General features: G+C 57.0%; 23 protein-coding genes and 1 pseudogene. 11 read left to right on the forward strand and 13 right to left on the reverse strand.

Going from position 1 to position 22710, the window contains the following annotated elements:
• Positions 1–112 precede the first annotated feature (112 nt).
• The gene (locus ACFFK0_RS29320) at positions 113–1270 is read right to left on the reverse strand and encodes an S-layer homology domain-containing protein (RefSeq protein ID WP_377474747.1); all 1158 of its coding nucleotides are present in this window, start codon (positions 1268–1270) and stop codon (positions 113–115) included.
• 80 nt (positions 1271–1350) lie between these two features.
• On the reverse strand, positions 1351–2220 hold the full coding sequence (locus ACFFK0_RS29325) for an AraC family transcriptional regulator (RefSeq protein ID WP_377474749.1): 870 nt from the start codon (positions 2218–2220) through the stop codon (positions 1351–1353).
• Between the two features lie 155 nt (positions 2221–2375).
• Here ACFFK0_RS29325 and ACFFK0_RS29330 point away from each other — a divergent pair, with 155 nt between their 5' ends.
• From ACFFK0_RS29330 to ACFFK0_RS29345, 4 genes are all read left to right on the forward strand, one after another.
• On the forward strand, positions 2376–3872 hold the full coding sequence (locus ACFFK0_RS29330) for a tagaturonate epimerase family protein (RefSeq protein WP_377474751.1): 1497 nt from the start codon (positions 2376–2378) through the stop codon (positions 3870–3872).
• 856 nt (positions 3873–4728) lie between these two features.
• Positions 4729–5025 carry a transposase gene (locus ACFFK0_RS29335; protein WP_377474753.1) on the forward strand — a complete coding sequence of 99 codons (297 nt, stop codon included), beginning with the start codon at positions 4729–4731 and terminating at the stop codon, positions 5023–5025.
• 11 nt (positions 5026–5036) lie between these two features.
• On the forward strand, positions 5037–5891 hold the full coding sequence (locus ACFFK0_RS29340; RefSeq protein WP_377474797.1) for an IS3 family transposase: 855 nt from the start codon (positions 5037–5039) through the stop codon (positions 5889–5891).
• A gap of 188 nt (positions 5892–6079) precedes the next feature.
• On the forward strand, positions 6080–6778 hold the full coding sequence (locus ACFFK0_RS29345; RefSeq protein ID WP_377474755.1) for a hypothetical protein: 699 nt from the start codon (positions 6080–6082) through the stop codon (positions 6776–6778).
• Here ACFFK0_RS29345 and ACFFK0_RS29350 read toward each other — a convergent pair.
• The gene (locus tag ACFFK0_RS29350; protein WP_377474760.1) at positions 6775–7362 is read right to left on the reverse strand and encodes a GNAT family N-acetyltransferase; all 588 of its coding nucleotides are present in this window, start codon (positions 7360–7362) and stop codon (positions 6775–6777) included. The two genes, ACFFK0_RS29345 and ACFFK0_RS29350, sit on opposite strands and share 4 nt — an antisense overlap.
• A 119-nt stretch (positions 7363–7481) precedes the next feature.
• Between ACFFK0_RS29350 and ACFFK0_RS29355 the strand changes: the two genes are divergently transcribed.
• A complete protein-coding gene (locus ACFFK0_RS29355) occupies positions 7482–7847 on the forward strand; it encodes a hypothetical protein (RefSeq protein ID WP_377474762.1) in 366 nt (121 codons plus the stop codon).
• 9 nt (positions 7848–7856) lie between these two features.
• Here ACFFK0_RS29355 and ACFFK0_RS29360 read toward each other — a convergent pair whose 3' ends face one another.
• The 6 genes from ACFFK0_RS29360 to ACFFK0_RS29385 form a co-directional block, all read right to left on the reverse strand.
• Positions 7857–8282: a DUF3995 domain-containing protein gene (locus tag ACFFK0_RS29360; protein WP_377474764.1), complete on the reverse strand. Its 426-nt coding sequence runs from the start codon at positions 8280–8282 to the stop codon at positions 7857–7859.
• Between the two features lie 15 nt (positions 8283–8297).
• Entirely contained in the window at positions 8298–8855 is a 558-nt protein-coding gene (locus tag ACFFK0_RS29365; protein WP_377474766.1) for a TetR/AcrR family transcriptional regulator, read from the reverse strand.
• A 179-nt stretch (positions 8856–9034) separates the two neighbouring features.
• Positions 9035–9934 (reverse strand): SDR family oxidoreductase, encoded by a 900-nt coding sequence (locus ACFFK0_RS29370; protein ID WP_377474768.1) that lies wholly within the window; start codon positions 9932–9934, stop codon positions 9035–9037.
• Positions 9935–10007: 73 nt separating this feature from the next.
• Positions 10008–10508: a DnaJ family domain-containing protein gene (locus ACFFK0_RS29375; RefSeq protein ID WP_377474770.1), complete on the reverse strand. Its 501-nt coding sequence runs from the start codon at positions 10506–10508 to the stop codon at positions 10008–10010.
• A gap of 137 nt (positions 10509–10645) precedes the next feature.
• On the reverse strand, positions 10646–11272 hold the full coding sequence (locus ACFFK0_RS29380; protein WP_377474772.1) for a hypothetical protein: 627 nt from the start codon (positions 11270–11272) through the stop codon (positions 10646–10648).
• A 20-nt stretch (positions 11273–11292) separates the two neighbouring features.
• On the reverse strand, positions 11293–12531 hold the full coding sequence (locus ACFFK0_RS29385; protein ID WP_377474774.1) for an NAD(P)/FAD-dependent oxidoreductase: 1239 nt from the start codon (positions 12529–12531) through the stop codon (positions 11293–11295).
• A gap of 199 nt (positions 12532–12730) precedes the next feature.
• Here ACFFK0_RS29385 and ACFFK0_RS29390 point away from each other — a divergent pair, with 199 nt between their 5' ends.
• The 3 genes from ACFFK0_RS29390 to ACFFK0_RS29400 all read left to right on the forward strand — a co-directional run bounded on the left by ACFFK0_RS29390 (position 12731) and on the right by ACFFK0_RS29400 (position 16535).
• Positions 12731–13540, forward strand: coding sequence for a hypothetical protein (locus ACFFK0_RS29390; protein WP_377474776.1), 810 nt, complete (start codon positions 12731–12733; stop codon positions 13538–13540).
• Positions 13540–13986, forward strand: a complete 447-nt coding sequence (locus ACFFK0_RS29395; RefSeq protein WP_377474777.1) for a hypothetical protein — start codon at positions 13540–13542, stop codon at positions 13984–13986. Before ACFFK0_RS29390 ends, ACFFK0_RS29395 begins: the two co-directional genes overlap by 1 nt.
• 128 nt (positions 13987–14114) lie before the next feature.
• The gene (locus ACFFK0_RS29400) at positions 14115–16535 is read left to right on the forward strand and encodes an EAL domain-containing protein (RefSeq protein WP_377474779.1); all 2421 of its coding nucleotides are present in this window, start codon (positions 14115–14117) and stop codon (positions 16533–16535) included.
• A gap of 130 nt (positions 16536–16665) precedes the next feature.
• Here the strand turns inward: ACFFK0_RS29400 and ACFFK0_RS29405 are convergent, their stop codons facing one another.
• On the reverse strand, positions 16666–17652 hold the full coding sequence (locus ACFFK0_RS29405; RefSeq protein WP_377474781.1) for a bile acid:sodium symporter family protein: 987 nt from the start codon (positions 17650–17652) through the stop codon (positions 16666–16668).
• Between the two features lie 113 nt (positions 17653–17765).
• Positions 17766–18431: a thiamine diphosphokinase gene (locus ACFFK0_RS29410; RefSeq protein WP_377474783.1), complete on the reverse strand. Its 666-nt coding sequence runs from the start codon at positions 18429–18431 to the stop codon at positions 17766–17768.
• Between the two features lie 173 nt (positions 18432–18604).
• Here ACFFK0_RS29410 and ACFFK0_RS29415 point away from each other — a divergent pair, with 173 nt between their 5' ends.
• A complete protein-coding gene (locus tag ACFFK0_RS29415) occupies positions 18605–19384 on the forward strand; it encodes a DUF554 domain-containing protein (RefSeq protein ID WP_377474786.1) in 780 nt (259 codons plus the stop codon).
• 66 nt (positions 19385–19450) lie between these two features.
• Here the strand turns inward: ACFFK0_RS29415 and ACFFK0_RS29420 are convergent, their stop codons facing one another.
• Entirely contained in the window at positions 19451–20152 is a 702-nt protein-coding gene (locus ACFFK0_RS29420) for a response regulator (RefSeq protein ID WP_377474788.1), read from the reverse strand.
• 220 nt (positions 20153–20372) lie between these two features.
• Between ACFFK0_RS29420 and ACFFK0_RS29425 the strand changes: the two genes are divergently transcribed.
• Together ACFFK0_RS29425 and ACFFK0_RS29430 are read left to right on the forward strand one after the other, a co-directional pair.
• Positions 20373–21278 carry a diguanylate cyclase domain-containing protein gene (locus ACFFK0_RS29425; RefSeq protein ID WP_377474789.1) on the forward strand — a complete coding sequence of 302 codons (906 nt, stop codon included), beginning with the start codon at positions 20373–20375 and terminating at the stop codon, positions 21276–21278.
• 337 nt (positions 21279–21615) lie between these two features.
• Complete coding sequence (locus tag ACFFK0_RS29430; RefSeq protein WP_377474791.1) at positions 21616–22281, forward strand: HD domain-containing protein; 666 nt, start codon at positions 21616–21618, stop codon at positions 22279–22281.
• 63 nt (positions 22282–22344) lie between these two features.
• On the opposite strand, the pseudogene ACFFK0_RS29435 reads toward ACFFK0_RS29430, so the two are convergent.
• A pseudogene (locus ACFFK0_RS29435) lies at positions 22345–22644 on the reverse strand (DUF2935 domain-containing protein); the annotation flags it as partial.
• Positions 22645–22710: the final 66 nt, after the last annotated feature.

Consider the following 22710-nt stretch of genomic DNA (forward strand, 5'->3'; position numbering starts at 1 on the left):
CGTTCAACAGACGATTACGCTTGAGGTCGGGCACAACGGAAACCAGGCAGGGAACATTGCGGCTGAAGAGGGCAGAGCAGAATAGGGAGCGGGTCAACCGGCCCCGATTTACTCAAAACCGCTGCGTCAATTCCGGCGCGTACCGGATCAGCTCTTCTTTCCGGAAGCCGACGTCTCTGGATTCGTGTGCGACCAATGACAGCTCCTCGACCCAGCCGAACGACCAGGCGGAGCGGGGGACGTCCGGCCAGTGCTGCAGCACCTTCGTCTGGCCGTCCGTCAGCTCGCCGCGAGCGAGCGCCAGGGCAAGCAGCTTGGCGGCTTCGTCGCGCCGGATGGCGCTGTTTGCCTTGAACCAGCCCTTGGCGTCGCCGGCCAAATAGCCGAGCGCTTTGCCGGTGCCGATCGCATCCTTCGCCCAGTGCTTGCCGTTGCCCCCGTTCCCGTTCCCGTCTCCGTTCAAGTTGTCCGCATCATCATCGAAGCCAGGGAGCGGCACCGCTTCGATGCCGCGCATGCGCAGCAGCAGGACGGCAAACTCGCCGCGGGTAATCGGCGCATCGGGGCGGAACCGCCCGTCGCCGCCGCCCGTCATCCAGCCGGCCTTCGTGACTTTGCCGACATCGTCCGCCGCCCAATGCGAAGCCGTTACGTCGCTATAGACGGAGGCGCCGCCGGGCGCCTCTTCCAGCCCTTCCAGCCGGGAGACGATCGCCGCCGTTTCGGCGCGGGTCAGCTCCCCGCCGGGATGGAAGCCGCCGTCCGGATAGCCGTTGAACGCCGGCTGGTGCAGCCCGGTGCCGATCTTCACGGGAACCGGTTTCGTAACGACCGATCCTCCCGCATCGTCATCACCTTCGCAGACGAGCTCGAGCTGTTCTCCTACAGTGACGCCGCTCTTTACCTTCAGGTTCACGTGTACGACACCTGCTGCTCCGGACGCCACATCGTTCAGCTGCCATTTCAGCGCCCCTGCCGCAGCGTCCCACAGGGCGCCTGCGGCAACCGCGCCGTCCACCTCCAGCTTGCCGGACAGCTTCAGCTTGAGCCACGCTTTATCCATCTTCTTGTTGCTGACGTTATGATACAAAATATGTACCGACACATAGCCGCCCTCAACCGCCGTATGCTGATCGCTAATCAGCTGTACGTTCAGCTTCGCGTTAACGTGTTCGACCGTCGTCGCATGGAGCGCTGCAGGGACCGCCAGACAGCCGCCCAGCACAGCTGATCCCATCAGACCGCGGGCCGTTCTCTTCATTGAGCTCATTCGCGTCACACTCCTCACAAGGATGTGTGACATATGTATGCGAAGGCGCATATCCAATATGCGCCTACCCGAACCAAAGGTTATTTTCGCTTTCCTTGCGCCGCCTGCCGATACCGCAAAGGCGTCGTCTTCGTCAGCTGCCGGAACACGCGCCCGAACTGCACCAGCGATCCGAAGCCGACGTGCTCGGCTACCGCGATCACTTTCTCGTTCGTCGTCTCCAGCAGCCGCTGCGCTTCGCGGACCCGCATCAGCTGCACGTATTCGATCAGGGAAAACCCGGTAATCTCCTTGAACATCCGGCTCAAATACGGACCGCTGATATCGAACTGCTCGGCAAGCTCGTCCAGCCTTACCGGCTCGGCATACCGCGCGTTTAAGTAACGAACGATGTCGGAAATTTTACCGTGCAGGGGAGAGACGTGCTCGGGAGCGGCTACCCGATGCGTCCGGGCGAACCGGACGATGAACAGCAGCAGCTCGCCAAGCAGCCCGCGCAGCGCGAATTCGCGCCCGAGCCGGTCCTGCTCCGCTTCCCGTATCATGCGTCCGAGCAGCTCCTCCGCTTCGCGGCGGCCGCCGGCATCAAGGCGCACGATGGGGGAGGGCAGCCCGTAAGCATCCAGCAAATACGGCGCCTCCTCGAGCATCCCGCCCAGGAACGCCCCGCTGAAATTCATCACGACCCGTTCGTGCCCCGGCTTGCCGTAATCCGACACGCTGTGCGCTTCCCGCTGCGGTATGAGCACAAGATCGCCTGGCAATACATGATAAGATCGATCCCGGACAAAATACAACCGCTGTCCCTCATACAAATAGTACAGCTCGAACATCTCGTGCATATGCTGCGTCCGCTCGAACGGACCGGGACGGCGAATGTGCTGCAAATAAAACGGACCGTCTTCTTCACTGCCATACTCTATGGTTCGAGTCAATGGTGATAGCGACATCAAGCGGGCACCTCCGGTATGCGCAGATATGTCACTATTTTACCATGCGATCTTAAAATCTGAACAGTTTCTATGCGAAATCAGAAAAGATGAAGAGAATTCGTCCATTATTTGCGCTACAATAAACGAAAACGTATTCAATAGGAGGATCTATCATGACCACAGCAGCTGCATCCTTGATCCAGGCTCTGAGCACGAACAACATAGACAGCTTCACCGCACCGGATATCCGCGTTTACCCCGCATCTTTGTACGAGGGCGACGGCGTCAAGCTCCTTATGGTGCGTACGGCGGAAGGACGCCGGCTCGCGGCGGTAGGCTCCGGCGAGTTTTACGACAGCCTGCAGGGCGACAACGTAGACGGCGGCAAGCTGTGCCCGCTGACGCATGAGAACCGTCTCGTCCTGAACCGTTTCGTGCCTTACACGAAGCCGCAGGCGTTCGGTACGCAGATCGCTACAATGGGTCTTGGCGACCGTCTCGGACTCGCGTCCCCGGGCCACATTCAAACCGTGCGCGGACACAATATCCGCCCGATCCTGGCGCAGCAAAGCATTCGCGAGCTGAACCTGACCGGCCGCACTTACGAGGACGTCCTCGACGCAGCTTGCTTCGCGGCGTTCCAGGAAGGCTACAAGGACGGCTTCGGTGCGGACGGCGACCACCTGAAGAAGCATGAAGATATCGAGTATGCGCTCCGCCTCGGCTTCACGATGCTGACGCTGGACTGCTCCGAATACATCGACAACACGATCGGAGGCTTGTCCGCAGCGGAGATCGAGCAGAAATACGCTGAAGTGCCTGCGGACGTTCGTTCCCGTTACGAGTCCCGTTACTTGGAGAAGTCGGTTGCCGTCGGCGGCACAACGCTCACGATTTCCCGCGACGAGCTCGTGCGCGACGTACTGATTTACGCGTCTTCGATCGACTTCATGGAATCGATCTACCGCAAATATATCGCTGAGCTGAACGGCGCGGTCGATTTTGAAATTTCGATCGACGAAACGGCCACGCCGACGTCGCCGGAAGCGCACTATATCGTGGCAAATGAGCTGAAAGAGCGCGGCGTGACGATTTTCTCGATGGCACCTCGTTTCTGCGGCGAGTTCCAGAAGGGGATCGACTACATCGGCGACATCGCCCAGTTCGAGAAGGAGCTGGCGGAGCACGCGGCGATTGCCGATCACTTCGGCTATAAGCTCAGCATTCACTCCGGCAGCGACAAGTTCAGCGTGTTCCCGCTGATCGGCAAGTACACGCAGGGCCGCTTCCATCTGAAGACCGCAGGCACGAACTGGCTTGAAGCCGTGCGGGTTGTGGCGAAGACGAATGCGTCGCTGTACCGCCGGATGCACCAGTATGCGTTGGATCATTTTGAAGAGGCGACTGCATACTACCATGTTACGACCGACCTGTCGAAGATCGCGCCGCTGGATTCGGTCAGCGATGCCGACCTGCCGAACTACATGAACGAAGACAACGCGCGCCAGCTGCTGCACATCACGTACGGTCTGCTGCTGCAAGCGAAGGATGAGAACGGCAATAAGGTATTCGCAGATGAGTTCTTCTCACTGCTGGCCGAGCAGGAAGACGTTTATGCGGAAGGGCTGCGCCGCCACATCGGCAAGCACCTCGAACTGCTGGGCAAGTAATAGACAAGGGATCTCGAATCTCCTAAACGGAGGTCGGGATCCCTTTTTTGTAACCATAACAGGGCAGGAAGTATAAATTCGCATTGCGAATTAAGCTTTCTGATTGGCGATAACAACTTCCGCTTAACGCGGTCGCTCGTCTCCGAAAAGTGCTACGATAGGAGTTTTTCACGTGCCGAGTAATGGTATATGGGGGGATCGGATTGAGTTTCGCGGGTAATGGTCGCGTTGGGAGATTGGCCTTGACGGTAGGGGCGCCAGTGAGCTGTGCCGAGCGCGAGAAACTCGGCAATCATAGCGCCATGAAAGTCGCTTATGTAGAGGACAGAAAGCTGCACGCTAGGCGGTTCTGGGAGAACGTTACGTACAACCGCCAACTAAGTGAGTTACTCCAAGCAGGATGCCGCCGTACCATTGTAATCCGCCGAGCAGTCTGCCGATCAACCCGCCAACAGTCCATCAAGCAATGCATCAAGCAATGCATCAAGCTATACCTCAAGCAATACCTCAAGCAATACCTCAAACTATACCTCAAGCAATACATTAAACGATTGTCTCTATGGGGAAATTGTTCTTACGATTTGGGCGTCGGTGAGCTTTTTGTTAAAGGGTGGGAGCAGGGGGCCGCGGGCTTTGCGAGGAAGTTAGCGGACTTTCGCGGCGTTATTTAAATGAAATTTGCAGCTTCGTTGGAAATAGTGGATTTTGAGGGCGTTATTGAGGGAGAAAATTGTGAAAAAGCCTCATTATTACCCGGTGGCTTGGAATTAAGGCCTTCACTGCTGGTAGTATTCATAGTGGACAACCGTTAAGTGACCCCTAATAATGAACTTAACGAAGAAAGAGGTGTCCGCTAATGGGAGAGCAACGTCAGCGCTACAATGAAGAATTTAAGAAGCAAGCTGTGAAATATGTTCAGGAACAAACGAAGACGCTGCCGGAGATCGCCGTGGAAATGAATATTCCAGCAGGAACCCTGAAGAATTGGATGACGAAGTATCGCTCCTTTGAAAATGAGCCCCTAGCCAGCCCTGATAAACTCCGTCAGACAGAGGAACTTCTCAAGGCTGCTGAACTGAGAAACCGGGATTTGGAAGAGGAGATCGCCATCCTAAAAAAGGCCATGCACATCTTCAGCAAAGAAAGGAACTGAGGTTCCAATTCATTGAAGATCATCGCTCCGAGTTTCGAATGGAGAAGATGTGCAAAGTGCTTCAGGTGTCCAGGAGCGGCTATTACAAGTGGCAACAGTCTGTGCCTTGTGAGAGGGAACGGCGTAAGGCAAAGGTGCTGGAACGGATTGCATACTATTTCCATGATTCGGAAAAGCGGTACGGCAGTCCGAAAATTACTCACTTGTTACGGAAAGAGGGCTTTCAGATCGCGGAACGTACAGTTGGAATTTACATGAACAAGCTGGGCCTGCGTTCCTGCGTCTCCCGCAAGTTTAAAGTGCAGACGACGGATTCCAGCCATGACCTGCCCATTGCACCAAATGTGCTGGACCAGAAGTTTGAGGTAGCCGAACCCGGGAAGGTATGGGTAGCGGATATTACCTATATTCCCTGCAGAGAAGGCCGACTGTACCTTGCGTCTGTCATGGACCTATGCACTCGAGAGATTGTAGGTTGGCGCCTTAAAGACAGAATGACCACAGATTTAGTGCTAGAGGCTCTAGAAGCCGCGTACGATGCTAAAAAGCCGGGCAAAGGACTGATCCACCATTCTGACCGAGGTTCGCAGTATGCGTCCAAAGAGTACCGAGACAAGTTAGCTTTATTCTTCATGAAAGCGAGCATGAGTCGCAAAGGAAACTGTTACGACAATGCTTGTATCGAGTCGTTTCACAGTGTTTTGAAGAAGGAGCTCATCTACTGTACAAGGTTTAAGACTAAACAGCAGGCTTACGAATCCATTTTTAAGTACATTGAATTCTTCTACAACCGTAAACGAATTCACAGTGCAATCGGCTATCTAGCGCCGGTTCATTTTGCTGAACTATTAAAGAAGGCTGCTTAGGATTTCACTTAACAGTTGTCTACTTTGTTGACAGAAGTCCACATGATCCGCTATTTGTTGTAAAGCGAGAAAATCGGTAATCATAGCGCCTTGAAAGTCGCTTATGTGAAGGACAGGAGGCAGCATGCTAGGCGGTTCTGGGAGAATGGTTCGTACAACCGCCAACTAAATGAGTTACTCCAAGCAGGATGCCGCCGTACCATTGTAATCCGCCGAGCAATCCGCCTGCAGTGCATCAACTAACCCTTAACCAACGTGTCAAAAATCCGCCCACCAACTCGCTAACCAATCCATCAACTAGCGTGCCAACAATCCATCAAACTGTCCGCCAACCAGCCCGCCACTCAACCAGCAACCTGCCAACCAACCCATCAACCAACCATCAACCAACCATCAACCAACCCAACAACCAACCCAACAACCAAGCATCAACCAAGCATCAACCAAGCATCAACCAAGCATCAACCAAGCATCAACCAAGCATCAACCAAGCATCAACCAAGCATCAACCAAGCATCAACCAACCAACAACCAACCAACAACCAACCCAACAACCAAGCATCAACCAACCAACAACCAACCCAACAACCAAGCATCGACCAAGCATCAACCAAGCATCAACCAACCCAACAACCAACCCAACAACCAACCCAACAACCAACCCAACAACCAACCCAACAACCAAGCATCAACCAAGCATCAACCAAGCATCAACCAACCATCAACCAACCATCAACCAACCATCAACCATCCATCAACCAACCAACTACCACCAACCTGCCGCGGAACCCACTACCTACCCCGCTACTCAACCCGATAAAGCCCTGGCCGGACTTTCGCAACTCTCCTTAAAATTCAACGCCCCGCACTTTCGCAACTCTCCTTAAAATTCAACGCCCCGCACCTTCGCATACACCCGCGTGTTCCGCAGCCCGGACAAGTCGGCGTTCCAAGCGTCCTGACGCAGCGTACCCTCGAGGGTATAGCCGAGCCGTTCGGCGACGCGGATGCTGCGCAAGTTGCCGTTGTCGATGCGGATCTCGATCCGGTTTGCTCCAAGCTGTTCGATCGCGAGCCGCTCTAAGCCGCGCGCAGCTTCGATGGCATAGCCCATGCCGGAATACGGGCTGCGCAGCCAGTAGCCGATCTCGAACTTGCCGGCGCTCCAGTCGATCCGGTGCAATCCGCCGCACCAGACGAGCTGGCCCGTCTCCCGCAAAAAGCCGTGAAAGCGCAGGTCCGTTCGTTCCTTGAAGGCGATATGGCTTTCCCGAATGATCTGTTCGGTTTCCTCCGCCGACTGCTCGCGGTTTGCCCAGATCATCCACGGCCGCAGCTCGGCGAGGCTCTCCTGCATTGCTTCATAGACCGCCGCACCGTCACCCGGCAGCGGCAAGCGAAGCGTCAGCCGTTCGGTGTCGAACTGCTCGTCGAACGGGATCTCAATAGGGCGGGAGCCAAACGGGTACATGGTGCGCCTCCTCTTTGGTAGTCATTTTCCACCATAGTACCACATTCCCCGGAGAAGATGGATACAATCGGCCGCTCCGGCAAAAACTAAGCAGCAGTCCAAGAAGGAGGAGAGCGCATATGACGGAGCCTACGCAATTCCGGCCCTATGAAGCCGAGACGAACGATCAGGATTGGAAGCGGGAGTACCGTATCGTAAGCAGTGAAACCGAAACGGGGACGGTTGAACTGCAAACGGCAAGCGAAGCTCCCGCAGACCAGCTGGAGGAAGCTTGGCGTACGGCGGCGCCGGAAAGCGCCGAGGATGCCCGGGAGCTGGCGAGCATGAGCGAGCAGGAGCTTGATGCCGAGCTGACGGAAGGGATCGGGACGGTCAACCGCTGGATTCAGGAGCATGCGGCGCAGGCGGAATTTTCGAATGAGCTGTTTCCCGATCTGGTGGATATCGACGAGGCCCGCCACGTCATTGACGGCGACGCGGAATGAGCGGAGGCGTTACGCTCGCGCGACTGCCATCCAGAGCACAGCCGCCCCGAGCAGCAGGCAGAGCGGTGAGTACAGCACCGTGTCCATTCGGGCGAAGGCTGTGCCTTTTTTTGTTTTGAACAGGCCGAGGTAGCGAAATTCACCGATCCCGCGCAGGATGAAAATAACGCCGAGCGCCCAGCCGCCCCATACGAGCATCCCCGGAGGAAACAGGACGGCGAAGAGACCGCCCAGCTCCAGCGTAAACCATGCGGCGGCCGCAAGCAGGAGCGCTACGGCTGCGACCTCGAAAGGGCGCGGCGTAAAGAGCGGACGGCCTTCCGTCGTCGGCAATGCCGCCCGGCCGCCCCACGTTCCGCCAAAGCACCAGTACACATGCAGGCCGCTGACCGCGGCCAAGACAAAGCTGACGAAGAGCGAACATACGATGATCATGACGAGTCCTCCTCCTTACGATTGCAGGCAAGCCTGCCAAACCATCCGGGCGTGGCGCTGCGCATCCTCCGCCGAGACCGCGGTGTGCTTATGCCGTTCATACCAGCCCAAGTAATAGTGGTAGACGATCCATGACTTTTCCGCGGCTGCATGCTCCGTCTGTCCTTTGCGCTGCAGCAATTCCGAGACGAACGCAATCCGTCTGGCCTCAACCTCTTCCAGCGCCGCCGCGTATTGCGGCTCGCTATGCGCCAGCCGGCGCAGGTGAAACAGAAAGTCGCCGTTTCCTGTAGAGGCGAACATGCGGGTAAGCAGCGCGAGGAGCTGCTCGTCGGGTGTGCCCGAATGAGCGGTGGTATCGGAGATAAGCCGATGGGTAGCCCGTTCGGTCCATTCCTGGACAATGCCGGCTACGAAGGAGCTCCGATTCTCAAAATACCAATAGAAGCTGCTTTTGGAGCATTGAAGCGACGCCGCCATTTTCTCGATGACGAGCGCATCCATGCCGCCTTCGGCAAAAGCCCGCAATCCTACTTCGATCCATTGAGAAGCGGTAACGATAATTTTGGGCATGGGAGCGCGTCCTTTCTGTACGTTAACGTCTAGATGGTTTTATTTTATATCTTCAATGTGGCCATTGTATATATCTGTACGGTACCGTTCACAAAAACAACAAAAAGCCTCCCATCCGCCGGATTTGAACTCCTGGACGGTGAGAGGCTTGCCGTGCAAGCATGGAATCGGATTGCAGCTTACCCGGTGACCATCTGCCCGCCGTTGACATGAATCGTTTCGCCCGTCACATAGCGGGAGTCGTCGGAAGCGAGGTAAACGTAAGCCGGTGCCAGCTCGAAGGGCTGGGCTGCGCGCTTCATCGGCGTATCTGCGCCGAATTTCTGCACTTCCGCGGCGGAGAAGCTGGACGGAATGAGCGGCGTCCATACGGGGCCGGGGGCGACGGCGTTCACGCGGATGCGGCGGTCCGCCAATGACAGTGCCAGCGAACGAGTAAAGCTGACAACCGCGCCTTTCGTCGACGAATAGTCCAGCAGCTCCTTATGCCCCCCGTATGCGACGACGGATGCCGTATTGACAATAGCCCCGCCCGGGGGGATGTGAGGCAAAGCAGCTTGCGCAAGAAAGAAATAGGAGATGATGTTCGTATAAAATGTATCGACCAGTTGCTGCTCGGAAATATGCAGCAGGCTCGGCTGCGGAAACTGGACGGCGTGGTTGTTCACCAGCACATCGAGCTTGCCAAACGATTCTACGGTGCGCCGGACGACATCGCGGCAGGCTTCGGAGGAACGCAGGTCTGCGGCGAAGGCCATCGCCTTCACGCCAAGTGCCGACAGCCGGTTCAGCGTCGCCTGCGCGTCGCCATGCTCGTTCAAATAGGCGAAGCTGACGTTCGCGCCTTCCTTGGCGAAGGCGATCGCCGCCGCTTCACCGATGCCGCTGTCGCCGCCGGTAATGAGCGCCGTCTTGCCCTGCAGCTTGCCGCTTCCGCGGTATTCCGGGTTGTCGGTGATCGGCCGCGGCACCATCTCGGATTGGATACCGGGCTGCTGCGGCTGATGCTGGGGCGGAAAGGTAAGCGGCTGCTCTTTGCATTCGGTCTCCATGCCATAGTACGGGTACATCGGATACATCGAAGGCCTCCTTCATTGAACTTGGTTCGTTATCTGAACTTATTCGATGAGGAGGCCTTCTATGTGCGGTTGGCTATTTCCATTTCTCATAATGGGCGGCAAGCGTTTGTCTGGTCACACGGCTGCGGTGGAAGTTGATGCTTGGCGCTTCTTCATTCATTTGGCCGATTAATTTATTGATGTACCCGATTAATTCGTCCAGCTCTTCATTCGGGGCGTCGGCAGGGGTTCGCTCGGCCATGTCGACGGCGCGCTCGAGCAGCTTCTGCGTCTCGCTGCGCAGAAGCAGCCAAGGAGGCTGAACGCCCGCGTTTTTCATCATCGACTCCAACGGGTCGCCTGTAGGCACGACAAGCGGTTTGCCCCACCCAGGCAAGTTGTCGAACCCGCCGCGGCGAACGCATTCTTCATAGGCTTCGTCGACCCACTGCTGCACCCTGCGGTCTGCGGCGTCCGCCGCATCCCGATCCTCGAGCACGTCGGCCGGGAGCGGTACGGCGGGGCGTTCGAAGGAGGAGCGGGGGCCGGCGGCCCCGCGCCGGCGCAGATTTGGCGATTGTGGCGGTTCAGGCATCGATAGGTCCGGCTCCTTTCGGATAAGCTGCTTTCCTTCCAGCGTACCGGATTTGCTTGCGGTTTGCAAAGAACGAACGGCGGCTTCATCCATTCATAAAGCGCAGCCGGCATCCGAGCCGCTGGAAGAGGCAGCCGCTAACGGCCGGGTCCGGACGTGCGCAGACGCCGCTTCAGCTCTGCAGGCGTCAGCCCGCCCAGCTGGGGGAAGCCGGCTCCTTCGAGACTCACTGTCCGCCCTTCATCGTTCAGCGGGTAAATGCCCTGCCAGCCGCCGACGGTCGTATACATTCCCGGCAATCCTGCGGGCTCCAGGAACAGCATATACGCCACATCCTCTGCCAAGGGACCCGGATACTGCGCGTTGAGCGGGTCCTTCGCCGGAGGCAAGGGCTCAACGCCGGGCAGCACGAGCCGAAGATCGGCGGGGACTCGGCCTTTCAACGTGTCGATGACTGTCAGCTTTTGTACGTAGTGCTCTACCTTTAAGCCGCCTATGGTTCGTCCGGTATCATGCGCCGAAGCCGTTCCCGCCGGATGGGCTTGTACGATCAGCACCGCTCTGCCGAGCATGGCGGCCTCGCTGCCGGCGCGGGCAAGGTGCAGCTTCAGCGAACCGATCCGGTCCGGTGCAGGCAGCGCCGTCCGGGCCGAAGCCGGCGAGGCAGCTGCGGACAAGGTGCAGCTCGGTCCCGGAATGACGGCTGTTAAGGCCAAAACAAACAGGGCAGCGCCCCGCGGCATAGTAAACTTCCTCTTGTACACGATTCGCCCACTTCCCTTCATTAACGTTGAGATTGCAAGCCTCGCTTCCATATCCGGTCCAACCGGAACGATTCAAGACCGGTTAGCGAACCGCTTCGGGCCCATTCGCCGATGCGGCTAGCCGCCGCCATGCTGTAAACCGTTCCGCTTCCGCCATAACCAAGTATATACAAGCACCGCGGCAGGTCCGGCCTTTCTCCGATGAAGGGCAAGCCGTCTGCCGTGCTTGCGAACGTCCCGCACCATGCATAGTCCGCCTTCGCCCCGGCATAGGAAGGAAGCAGCTCGCCGAGCGCTCTCAGCAGGCGGTCCCTGCGCTGCTCCAGCAGCCGGTCCCGATCCGCCGCGCTGCGGATCGGCCTGTCGAAGCCGCCGATCATGATGCGATCGTCAGGGGTAGTGCGAAGGTACAAATGAGGCTCGCCCACTCCCCAAATCAAGCTTCGCTGCGCCGGCCAGTGGGTTAGATCCACAGGCTCCGTTGCGATAGCGTACGTGCCCGATATCGAGATCTGTTCGGCAGGCAGCCAGTGCAGTGCCGCCTCATAGCCCGGAGCAACGACCGCTCGCGACGCTCGAATGACGCCGCCGACGGTATGAACGGTGACTCCGGCATGATCGGCTTCCATGCGGAGGGAAGCGGTATGCTCATAGATTCGAAGTCCGTGCCGGTACGCGATTTCGGCTAATGTTAGCGTGAGCTGCAGCGGATTGATTTCGGCATCGCCTTCAATCCGCAGCGCCGGTTTCCGGCGCAGCGGCGACTCGGCGGACAACGCGGTTTCTTCCAGCGTCGATACTTCGAAGCCGAGCCGGCGCAGCGCTTCGGCTTCCTGCCGCAGCGCGGAAGCGTCGGCCTCGGTGGATGCGTAATACAGGCTGCTGCGGCGTGCGAAGCCGACATCGGCTCCGAATGAGGCGCATAGCCTCTCGAATCGCTCCAGCGCATCGCTGCACTGCCGAAGCACATCTTCGGCAAGCCGTTCCCCTTTAGAGCGGGCTAAGGAGGTGAACAGCCGGTCGCCGCTGACCTGCAGCAAGCCGGTATTGGCCGATGTGCTCGCGCCGCCGATCCCGCCTCTGTCGATCAGCACCGTATCGAATCCTTGCCGGGTCAGCTCATAGGCGCTTAACATGCCGGCGATACCGCCCCCGATGACGACGACCTCGCAGCGCTCCGCACCGGCGAGCGCCGTCCACGGCCCGCGGCTGCGCTTCGTCACTGCCTGCCAGTACACCATTCCGCCTGTCATGTCCATCCCGGCCGCCTCCTGCATCAACAACAAGTTCCAAGGGGTTATTGTGCTCCGTACCGAGGAGAAATATGCCAAATACGGCGATGCCGCAGCACATTGGCTCCTGCCGATAACTGTTTCCCATTCGTTGAATGACGATGCCGCTTTGCGGTTACAATTGGGGTAATATTCCACAAGGGCCGGCAATTCTATTGAGGTGACTATGAAGCGACAGCAGGAAAATGGAAACCTGAATCCCCGTTACCCGAAGCTGCTGCTGACAGGGACTTCCATCAATTATTTGCGTTGGAACAACGTATATATGACCGTTTGGTGGGGGCTTTCGTTTCCCGGATTCGGACAGTGGTATCAGGGGAGATATTTTTACGGTCTCGTGCTGATCGTCTGGGAGTTCTTCATTAATGTCATGGCTCACCTGAATACCGCTATTTACTATACGATGGCAGGAAGGTTCAAAGAAGCGGGGGATGTGCTCGACCAGCGGTGGTTTCTGATGTACATTGCCATTTATATTTTCGCCGTATGGGACAGCTACTTCACCGGCGTTGAGCTGAACCGGCGCGGGGCCGTTGCCGAGCACGAACCGCAAAGCTTGAAAAGCTTCAGTTTAAATTCTTTATCGGTCGATTTTTTAATGTTCCGGGACCCGAGGCTGGGCATTATCTGGAGTTTGCTGGTACCGGGAGCCGGGCATTTTTGGCTGCAGCGCAAGGTGCTGGCGGTATTTTTCTTCGTTTGCTGGATGATGACGGTTTATATGTCGGGTTTGCCGCAGGGTGTGCTCGCTACCTTTCTGGGGGATGCTGGGGGAATTGGGCGAGCGTTCGATCCGCAATGGTTCTTGTTTATCCCCTCCTTGTATATGTTTGCTTGCTACGATACGTATGTCAGTACTTGCCGCTTGAATGAATTATTTATGGAAGAGCAAGAGAAGTATTTGACCGTCTCATGGGGGCGTGCTTCCACAGGGAAGATCGCGTTTCCCAAAGCAAAGGAAGGCGGCGGGACGTAATGGAAATTGTAGCGGTGCTTCCTTACACGGTGAATGTCGAGCTGTTGCTTTACGAGGCGAGGGCGCGGGGCTTTACGAGCGATACGCTGATGACTATTCCCTTGCGCAATCCGGACGATGCGCCGAAGACGATCGGCGCCGTCGGTCGAGGGGGAAGAACGAATTGGGATTTGGGCTTCGTATTGGGAACGATCGGCATGCTGGTCGGCTCCATCTACGGGTTCGCGTTATTCGGCGGGCCGGTGCTGTGGGCGCTCTTCGGATTGGTGACGTCATTCGCTGCTGGAGTCTGGCTCGACAACCGTTTGCAAAAACGGCAGTTTAAGCGAAGAGAGACCAAGCCGAGCGTCGTCATATGGATTCGATGCGAGGAGCAGCAGAAAGAGGCAGTCCGGCAATGGCTCGCCGGGCACGGCGCCGAAGGTTATGGTTGGATCGGCGAATAAAGGACGGCCGGTCGATCTGTTGAATAATTCCAAAAAATATATCGCGGCGAGAAGGGGATGGTGCGGTTTATGTCGAATTTCGACATTACCTGCAAGATCTAACACTCCGGAGGAAGAAGGAGTTCCCGATGAGTCATTCGCTGCATGGAAGCTACAATGTGATTCTGGCCATCTTATCGTATATTATCGCAGTGATCGCCTCCTACTGCGCGCTTGATCTGGCCGGACGGGTTACGTCGGCGCAAGGACAGGTGCGGAGGCTGTGGCTGCTGTTCGGCGCTTCGGCGATGGGGATCGGCATCTGGTCCATGCATTTTGTTGCGATGCTGGCGTATGAGCTTCCGATCGCTGTGAGCTATAACATCCCGCTCGTCGTTTTCTCGATGATTGCTGCAATAGCGGCATCGTATTTGGCTCTTCAAACTTCCAGCGCTCCCGTCCTGCGCATGAAGCAGCTGCTCTTGAGCGGTCTGCTCATGGGTGCCGGTGTGCTGACGATGCATTATTCCGGCATGGCCGCATTACGCTTACAGGCCGAAATCACGTACGATCCCGTGCTGGTGGCGGCTTCGGTCGTTATTGCCATTGCCGCATCTTTGGCAGCGCTGGGGCTGGCGTTTTATTTCCGCAGCCGTTCGACAGCTGCAGGGAACGTATTGAAGCTGCTCGCCGGCATGGTGATGGGCGCCGCCATCGCGGGCATGCATTATACGGGGATGGCGGCAACTGCATTCGTGCCTCTGACGAATACCCATGAGCACGAACTGCTTGCTCTCGATCTCGATCTCATTGCCGGAGGCGTCGTCGCTTCGACGTTCGCGATTCTCGGCATCGCGCTGCTCGGTTCCTTTATGGACCGCCGCATCTCGCATTTCAGCAGGCTTCATGCGACTAGCGAGGAACAATACCTGTCGCTGTTTCAGCACAATTCGGACGGCGTCCTGCGGATCAATCCGGAAGGACGTATCATCAGCTGCAATCCGGCCGTTTCGCAAATTACCGGATATTCGGCAGAGGAGATTTGCGGCAACGCACTGCTTGACTTGGCCGGCGTGCCGGATAAGGAGCTGCTGGAAACACAGTTTGCCCATGCGCTGTCTGGCCAAGATGCGCGATACGAGCTTCCGGTGCTTCACCGTGACGGGCAAGAATTGCTGTTGTCCGTCAGAAGCGTCCCGATCTTCGTTGACGGGTGCGTGACGGGCGTGTACGGCATCTTCCAGGACATCACCGAAACGAAGAAAACGGAAGCCCGCATGCATGAGCTGGCTTACTGCGACGACTTAACCCGGCTGCCGAACCGCCGAGCGTTTATGCAGCGTCTCAAGGAATGGGCGGGAAATGCAAACCGTTCCGGTGCGGAACATGCGACCGTCTTATTGCTCGATATCGACCGTTTCAAGCTGATTAACGATTCCATCGGCTCCACGTTCGGAGACGATCTGCTGCGGCAGATGGCGGAGCGATTGCAAACGGCGGTGCAGGATTGGGGGCTGGCGGCGAGAGTCGGCAGCGATGAATTCGCTGTGTTCAGCACGAAGCTTGAAGGCCGTATGACTCTTGGAGCTGCGCAGAAGCTGGCGGCGATCGTAGAGGAGCCGTTCACGGTGGGCTGGCGGCAGTTTGCCGTGACCGTAAGCATCGGGGCGGCTGCAGCTGACGAAAGCTTGCGCGAAATGGATGTGCTGTGGCAGCGGGCGGAGACCGCGCTGCTGCAGAGCAAGCGGCAAGGAAGCGGCGGCTTCCAGATGTATACGGAGGATATGGATGCGGCGGCAAAGGAGCGTCTCGAGCTGGAGAACGACCTGCGCCTCGCTCTGGAGAGGGATGAATTCATTTTATTTTATCAACCGCAGTGGGATACGCAGCGCGGCACGCTGATCGGCGCGGAAGCGCTGCTTCGCTGGAAGCATCCGAAGCGGGGCATGGTGCCGCCGGTTCAATTCATTCCCGTGGCGGAGGCCAGCGGGCTCATTAACCCGATTGGGGAATGGGTGCTGAAGGAAGCGTGCAGGCAAAATAAACAATGGCAGGAATCCGGCCTCCCGCCGATACGCATCTCCGTGAACTTGTCGATCCGCCAGTTCGAGCAGCCCGATTTGGTGGACAGAGTCGCCCAAGTGCTCCAATCGGTACAGCTGGAACCGGCCTTCATCGAGCTGGAGATTACCGAAAGCATGGCGATGGATGCGGAGCGGGCGATCATAACCCTGTCTTCTCTTAAGCGGCTCGGCGTCCATATCAGCATGGACGACTTCGGCACCGGCTACAGCTCGCTTAGCGTTCTGCGGCGTTTCCCGATCGACAAGCTGAAGATCGATCGCTCGTTCGTCCGCGATTTCGGGGACAACCAGAGCAACGCCCTGATCGCCTCGACGATTATCGGGATGGCGCACAGCTTAAATCTGTCGGTCATTGCCGAGGGGGTAGAGACGCTGGAGCAGGTCGAATTCCTGCGAACACTGGCGTGCTACCAGGTGCAAGGCTATTATTACAGTCCGCCGCTTCCTGCGGAAGATTTCCGTACGAAATTTCTGAAGGCTATATAGGAAATAAGGCTTCCACCCCTGTCGATATATCGCAGGGCGGAGGCCTTCTCTGTGGTGCGGCTTGTATCCGCCGCGGCTTGGCAATGCTGGGCGAGTCGATTGCGGCTGCCGCCCGTGGCTGTTCACGGCGTTAATCGCCGTCGCGGCTGCCGGCTCCGCTGCGGGCTCGGCCCGCTTCACCCGCGACGCCGCGGCGATGCAGACCGTAGCCGAACAGCGACGCCAGCGATTGCTGGAACAGCATGCCGAGCACAACGGGAATCGCCGTCGGTGCGGGGAAATAGGCAATGGCCAGTACGGCGCCGGCGCTTATGTTGCGCATGCCTCCGCCAAAGGTGAGGACTACGGACGTACCGCGATCCCAACGCAGCATCCTGGCAACAAGCCAGCCAAGCACATAGCCGAGCGCCGCAAGCAGAAGCACGAACACGGCCAGCCCCACCAGCTGCAGGCTCGGCGTGCGCAGGTAGGGAGCGATGACGGCGCCGTTCAGCGCAACGACGATTGCCATAGCCAGCTTCGAGAAAGGAGCCAGCCGTACGCTCCAGCGCTGATGAACGCGGCCGCCTGTCAGCTGGTGGAGCGCCATGCCGAGCAGTGACGGCAGGACGATCATGAACAGCAGTCCCTTCATCATGGCCCAAGCGTCGATGCTGACCTTCGCGCCGACGAGCAGCTGCATGGTTGCCGGAACCGTGAACGGGGCGAGCAGCGTGTCGATCAGAATGATCGAGAGCATCAGCACGACATGGCCGCGATAGATCGAAGCCCACATTAAACTCGTTACGCCGGTGGGAATCGCGGCGGCGAGCACGATACCGGTCAGGATCAGCGGTTCTTTGGCAAAGAAAACGTGGCCGAAGCCCCAGGCGGCGAGCGGCATCAGCACATGGAGCACGACCAGCGCGGCGATCAGCGGCAGCGGATGGCGGGCTACATGAGCGACATCCCGGAAGCCGGAACGCAAACTGCCTGCGAACGTCATAAAGGCGAATAAGGCTGTCGACCAGCCTTGATAAGGGGTCAGCCACTGCGACAGCAGCAAGCCGAGGACTACGCTCACGGGTGTGATGAGCGGCATGATTTTTTCCATATAAGCGTTGATACGCGCTAGCATGACGATCTCTCCCGGAGCGGTGTTGTTTCGTCTGATGAAATCAGGTTCCTTCTGATGAAAATGTATTCCCATCATATCATAGAAGCGCTGCTGTGAACAGCGGCGTTTGGCACCTAATCGACGCTCTGGATAACGAGCAGCCACCCGGTTTCCACTTGCACGGTGCCTTCCTCGCCGAGAAGCACATTGCTGACCCCCAGCGATTGACCGATGCGCAGCCGGGCGTCGTGCAGCGGGTATTGGAAGCCGTTCAGCGTGATTCCGGTCACTTCCGGGCTGAGCGGCAGCAGCGATACGTTGCTGAAGCGTCCGCGCCGTACGGTGGTGACGCCGCTGCCGGCGAGCCGAACTTCGTTATACGTATCGACGAGGCGGCAGGCGACGCCCGCTTCATGAGCGTTCAACAGCAGGTGCACGTTGGCTAGCGTATGGTCGAAGCGGGTGCCCAGAGCGCCGAGCAGCACAATCTCCCGCGGTTTTCGTGCAAGCGCCCAGCGGAACGCGAGCTCCGTGTCCGTCCAGTCCTTGTCTACCGGGTCGCAGACGTCGAGCTGCACGCTGCTTCGGCGTATTTCCTCGAGCTCCTCTGCGGTTACGGAATCGAAGTCGCCGAGCGACAGCGCCGGCTTCAGTCCGCTTCGCACGAGGAACAAAGCCCCGCGATCCGCACCGACCAGCACGTCCTCCGCTTGCAGTTCCTCCGCAGCCCAAGGCCCGATCGCCCCGCCGGTTGCGATGACGATGCGTCGCTCCTTTACATGTTCCATGTATCCATTCATTGCAGCAGCAGCTCCGTTCTCTTTGTAGGTATGTTATCGGGCGAGATTCATTCGTCCGCGCATGGTATCTCGTTGTCGCCGCTTGTCCGATCATAGTATAATGATCTCTGTTTTTGCCGACAGTTACTTTCATTATACCAACAAAATGGCGCATAAAGTGAGGAGTAGATCAAGTGGCTCTATGGGGGACGATTGTGAATGCCGCAGCCATTATTATAGGAGGGGCGCTCGGCATGCTGCTGCCCGGCATTCCGGACGGGGTGAAGCGCACCGTCATGCAGGGGCTCGGTCTTGCTATTGCGGTGCTGGGCTTGTCCATGGCGCTGAAGACCGACAATTTCCTGGTGATGATTATCAGCTTGGCCGCCGGAGGATTGTTGGGCGAATGGCTGCAAATCGAACGCAGGCTGGAGCGGACGGGAGCATGGCTTGAACGGAAAAGCGGGTCGTTCTTGCGAGGAAGGAAGCGGCGAGGGGGTGAAGGGACGGGCGCCGGAGCCGCAACCGGAAGGTTCGCCGAAGGCTTTGTAACGACGACTCTGGTATACTGTGTCGGGGCGATGGCGATCCTTGGCTCCATAGACAGCGGCTTGCGGCACAATCATATGATTTTATATACCAAATCGCTGCTCGACGGGTTTTCCGCCATTATTTTCGCCTCCACCTTGGGGCCCGGAGTCATCTTCTCCTTCGTTCCGGTTTTTCTGTATCAAGGGGCGATCGCTCTAGGTGCTTCGGTCATTACGCTGCTGGTCGGAGATGAGATGCTGACGGCGATGATCAAGGAGGTGTCGGCGGTCGGCGGCGTCCTCATTGTCGGCATAGGGCTCAATGTGCTCGATATCAAGCGGATCCATGTCGGCAATATGCTTCCGTCGCTGCTCGTCGCCGCTCTGCTCGTTCCGCTGACGGATGTATTTGCGGTGCTGTACCGAAGCTGGTTCGGCGCATAGCAAAAAAACTTCAAATCCGGGATACCCCGGATTTGAAGTTTGCTTCTTTGTAAGCGCGATGGGAAGTCAGCCGTAAGTGCCGTTGAACTTGTAGCCAAAGCCGCGCACCGTCAATATATACTTCGGTTCGGCCGGATTCGGCTCGATCTTCTTGCGCAAATTGCTAATATGAACGATGAGCGTGCGGGGATCGCCGAGGCTGTCAAGACTCCACACAAGCTCATATAGCTGTTCCAGCCGGTACACGCGATTCGGCGTCTTGGCCATGATCGAGATGAGATCGAACTCCTTCGCCGATAGCTGCACGGTCTTGTTGTTTACCTTGACGGTATGGCTGACCAGGTCGATCTCGAGCCCCGGGAACCGCAGCACATCCGCCTCGTGCCGATGCTGATCCAGCAGCGCGCTGCGCCGAAGCTGCGCTTTGACGCGCGCTACGAGCTGGCTGGGGCTAAACGGCTTCGTCATGTAATCGTCACCGCCGATGCTGAGTCCGAGAATAATATCGATCTCTTCGCTTTTGCAAGATAAAAACAAGATCGGCGTCGGGTCATTCTTGCGCAGCTGCCGACATACTTCGATACCGTCCATACCCGGCAGCAAAATATCTAAAATGATGAGTGCGGGACGATGCATGATGACGAGCTCGAGAGCGAGCTGACCGTTATCGCACGGGATGACGGTGAAGCCTTCCCTTTCCAAGTATATCGTAATCAGCTCCACGATTTCCGGTTCGTCGTCTACAATCAAAATTTTTTGTCCGCTCATCCTGGTGTTCCTCCGTCTTATTCCGTCTATGTTCAGTATAAATAAGTCCTATGCATATTATATCGGGCCGTCCACCTAATTTCTACCATGTATGGTTATACGAAGAAAAGAATTTTGTCGAAAAAGTATCTTTTTTGCGAAAAGCTTATAATCCGTTGGGGCAGTCAGACCGATATATGGTAGTAAGTACGATTTTCTTGCGGAAAGGAGCAGGGCATCGATGCAGAACGGAAGTCCAACAGAGACAAGCAGTGAACGTAAGGAAACGGGTCGTAGCGTTCGCAGCGTGCTGGAGCAGATCGGCGACCTGCTGATCGAGACGGATACAGCAGGAAGAATCCGGTATGCTTCGGCGAAATGGGAGCGAAATTACGGCTTTAAGCCTGAGCAGCTTCATCAGGTTGAGCGGCTCCTTCATACGGACGACCGAGCTGCGTTCTCCGAGCTGCTGGCGCATTGCATGGCAAACAAAATGACGTCGAAGCGGGAAGTGCGCTTGTGTCGGGCCGACGGTGAAAGGTTGTGGTTCGAGCTTCAAGTCATTCCGGCAGCCGGGAGCGAAACAGAAGAGATAGAAGCGCTCTATTGGGTATATCGGGATACGAACGCAAGGCATCAGCATGAGGAGAGGCTGATCCAGCTAGCCTATCATGATCCTCTAACCGGACTGCCGAACCGCAGGCTGTTTCGCGAGCACCTGAATCAGGCGCTGGCCCTATCCAAACGGAGCGGTCAGCTGCTCGGCATTCTGTATTTCGACGTCAATAACTTTAAGCGTATTAACGACACGATGGGCCACGATACCGGTGATCAGTTCCTGCAGGCTTTCGCCGTAAGGGTGCGAAGCACGCTCCGGGAAGTCGACACGTTCGCGCGGATAGGCGGAGATGAATTCGCGGCCTTGCTGCCGAACATGATGTCCGCAGAAAACATGAGAACGATTACAGCGCGAATCGAGCGTTCGATGTCGGCCCTATGGCATGTAGCCGGGCATACGTTTAAAGCGACGGCAAGCATCGGTACGGCTGTGTATCCGAACGATGGCACTGAAGCGAGCGTATTGCTCAAGCTGGCTGATCTCAAGCTGTATGAAGAGAAGCACGGCAGAGAGGAGCTCAGCTCTTAACGCCGGGGAGCGCGATTTGCTCCTAGGTATTTTTTTCTTGGTTGTATGTATATTTCGAAAGCTTGTGACAAAGAACGCATCATTTGACGAGATCTATGATAAAAAAAATCGCTTGAAATCCGAAAGGCTGATAATTCAGCTTACTCACGTAACGGGGGTTCTCGCGTTTCGGGCTTAAGGAATAACCGCTTCCATATTCAATCGAATCATATCGAATACGCTGCATGCTGTCAATTCGTGCGCTTTGGAACCGAGGATGCGTCTTGTCCTGCCGCTAAGGAAAGCTTACAATCAAAGGCAAGTGAATCCTATTAATATGAGACGGGAGTGGGAGCGCATGAAGGAGCAAGCTTTGGAAGGGAAGAGACGGATTCTGAGCGATGCGGAAGCGTGGGCTAAGGAGAAGCTGTCCCGGGACAGCTCGGGTCACGATTGGTGGCATATCGAACGCGTGGTCCGAACGGCTCGAACGATCGCTAGCGTTGAGCAAGCCGACCTCTTCGTTTGCGAGCTGGCGGCTCTGCTTCACGATATGGCCGACGAGAAGCTGAACGAGGACCCTGCCGCCGCCCAGCGCGAGCTGGAAGCATGGCTGTACGGGAGCGGCGCCTCGGAGGCGGAAGTCCGGCATGTGCTGGAAATTATTGCGACGATGTCCTTCAAGGGCGGAGCACGGCCGCCGATGCGTACGCTGGAAGGCAAGGTGGTGCAGGATGCGGACCGGCTCGATGCGATTGGAGCGGTGGGGATTTCCCGCGTATTCGCCTTTTCGGGCGCAAAGGGGAGGCCGATTCATGACCCGTCGGTGCAAGTGCGGCTGACGATGACGGAGGCCGAATATCGAAGCGGCAACGATACGGCGATCAATCATTTTTACGAGAAGCTGCTTATGCTGAAGGACTTGATGAACACGGAGTACGGCCGCAGATTGGCGCAAGGCCGCCATGAATTTATGGAGACGTACCTGCAGCAATTTTATGAGGAATGGAAGGGAGAACGCTGAGGAAGCGGTGACTGCAGGGGACTCCGATCCGGTTGCTTTGCCGCGACGCTGATACCGGGCCGTTTACTGCTGCGGCCCTTGCGGCTTCCATAAATAGCAGTCGGACGGCGGCTGTATGTTAGGTTCGTATCGTGCAAGCTGATGAAGAAAATAGCACGTTTCCGGTAAATGATGCTCCAAGAAGCGGACCGTCAGCCGGCCAAGCAGCTTCTGCTCGCTTTCGAAGCGGATCATTTCTTTCACGAACACGTAGAAGGCAGCTGTCGTATCCGCTACATCGCCGGCGAATTTGCGTTGGGCGGGGAAATTGTCGGGCATAAACCGAAGAAAGCCGCCGATCGCGCGATTTTTGACCATATGGGCTTGGAAAGCACTGGCATTGCATAAAAGTTATCACGAAAAACCCACATTAAATATTTACTAATAATG

This window comes from Paenibacillus chartarius (assembly GCF_042432825.1).
Lineage (GTDB): Bacteria > Bacillota > Bacilli > Paenibacillales > NBRC-103111 > Gordoniibacillus > Gordoniibacillus chartarius.

What these genes read in the sequence shown, in the direction of transcription:
- ACFFK0_RS29320 (WP_377474747.1), bottom strand. Translation starts at nt 1,270, where the DNA reads ATGAGCTCAATGAAGAGAACGGCCCGCGGTCTGATGGGATCAGCTGTG.
- ACFFK0_RS29325 (WP_377474749.1), bottom strand. Translation starts at nt 2,220, where the DNA reads ATGTCGCTATCACCATTGACTCGAACCATAGAGTATGGCAGTGAAGAA.
- ACFFK0_RS29330 (WP_377474751.1), top strand. Translation starts at nt 2,376, where the DNA reads ATGACCACAGCAGCTGCATCCTTGATCCAGGCTCTGAGCACGAACAAC.
- ACFFK0_RS29335 (WP_377474753.1), top strand. Translation starts at nt 4,729, where the DNA reads ATGGGAGAGCAACGTCAGCGCTACAATGAAGAATTTAAGAAGCAAGCT.
- ACFFK0_RS29345 (WP_377474755.1), top strand. Translation starts at nt 6,080, where the DNA reads ATGCCGCCGTACCATTGTAATCCGCCGAGCAATCCGCCTGCAGTGCAT.
- ACFFK0_RS29350 (WP_377474760.1), bottom strand. Translation starts at nt 7,362, where the DNA reads ATGTACCCGTTTGGCTCCCGCCCTATTGAGATCCCGTTCGACGAGCAG.
- ACFFK0_RS29355 (WP_377474762.1), top strand. Translation starts at nt 7,482, where the DNA reads ATGACGGAGCCTACGCAATTCCGGCCCTATGAAGCCGAGACGAACGAT.
- ACFFK0_RS29360 (WP_377474764.1), bottom strand. Translation starts at nt 8,282, where the DNA reads ATGATCATCGTATGTTCGCTCTTCGTCAGCTTTGTCTTGGCCGCGGTC.
- ACFFK0_RS29365 (WP_377474766.1), bottom strand. Translation starts at nt 8,855, where the DNA reads ATGCCCAAAATTATCGTTACCGCTTCTCAATGGATCGAAGTAGGATTG.
- ACFFK0_RS29370 (WP_377474768.1), bottom strand. Translation starts at nt 9,934, where the DNA reads ATGTATCCGATGTACCCGTACTATGGCATGGAGACCGAATGCAAAGAG.
- ACFFK0_RS29375 (WP_377474770.1), bottom strand. Translation starts at nt 10,508, where the DNA reads ATGCCTGAACCGCCACAATCGCCAAATCTGCGCCGGCGCGGGGCCGCC.
- ACFFK0_RS29385 (WP_377474774.1), bottom strand. Translation starts at nt 12,531, where the DNA reads ATGGACATGACAGGCGGAATGGTGTACTGGCAGGCAGTGACGAAGCGC.
- ACFFK0_RS29390 (WP_377474776.1), top strand. Translation starts at nt 12,731, where the DNA reads ATGAAGCGACAGCAGGAAAATGGAAACCTGAATCCCCGTTACCCGAAG.
- ACFFK0_RS29395 (WP_377474777.1), top strand. Translation starts at nt 13,540, where the DNA reads ATGGAAATTGTAGCGGTGCTTCCTTACACGGTGAATGTCGAGCTGTTG.
- ACFFK0_RS29400 (WP_377474779.1), top strand. Translation starts at nt 14,115, where the DNA reads ATGAGTCATTCGCTGCATGGAAGCTACAATGTGATTCTGGCCATCTTA.
- ACFFK0_RS29405 (WP_377474781.1), bottom strand. Translation starts at nt 17,652, where the DNA reads ATGCTAGCGCGTATCAACGCTTATATGGAAAAAATCATGCCGCTCATC.
- ACFFK0_RS29410 (WP_377474783.1), bottom strand. Translation starts at nt 18,431, where the DNA reads ATGAATGGATACATGGAACATGTAAAGGAGCGACGCATCGTCATCGCA.
- ACFFK0_RS29420 (WP_377474788.1), bottom strand. Translation starts at nt 20,152, where the DNA reads ATGAGCGGACAAAAAATTTTGATTGTAGACGACGAACCGGAAATCGTG.
- ACFFK0_RS29425 (WP_377474789.1), top strand. Translation starts at nt 20,373, where the DNA reads ATGCAGAACGGAAGTCCAACAGAGACAAGCAGTGAACGTAAGGAAACG.
- ACFFK0_RS29430 (WP_377474791.1), top strand. Translation starts at nt 21,616, where the DNA reads ATGAAGGAGCAAGCTTTGGAAGGGAAGAGACGGATTCTGAGCGATGCG.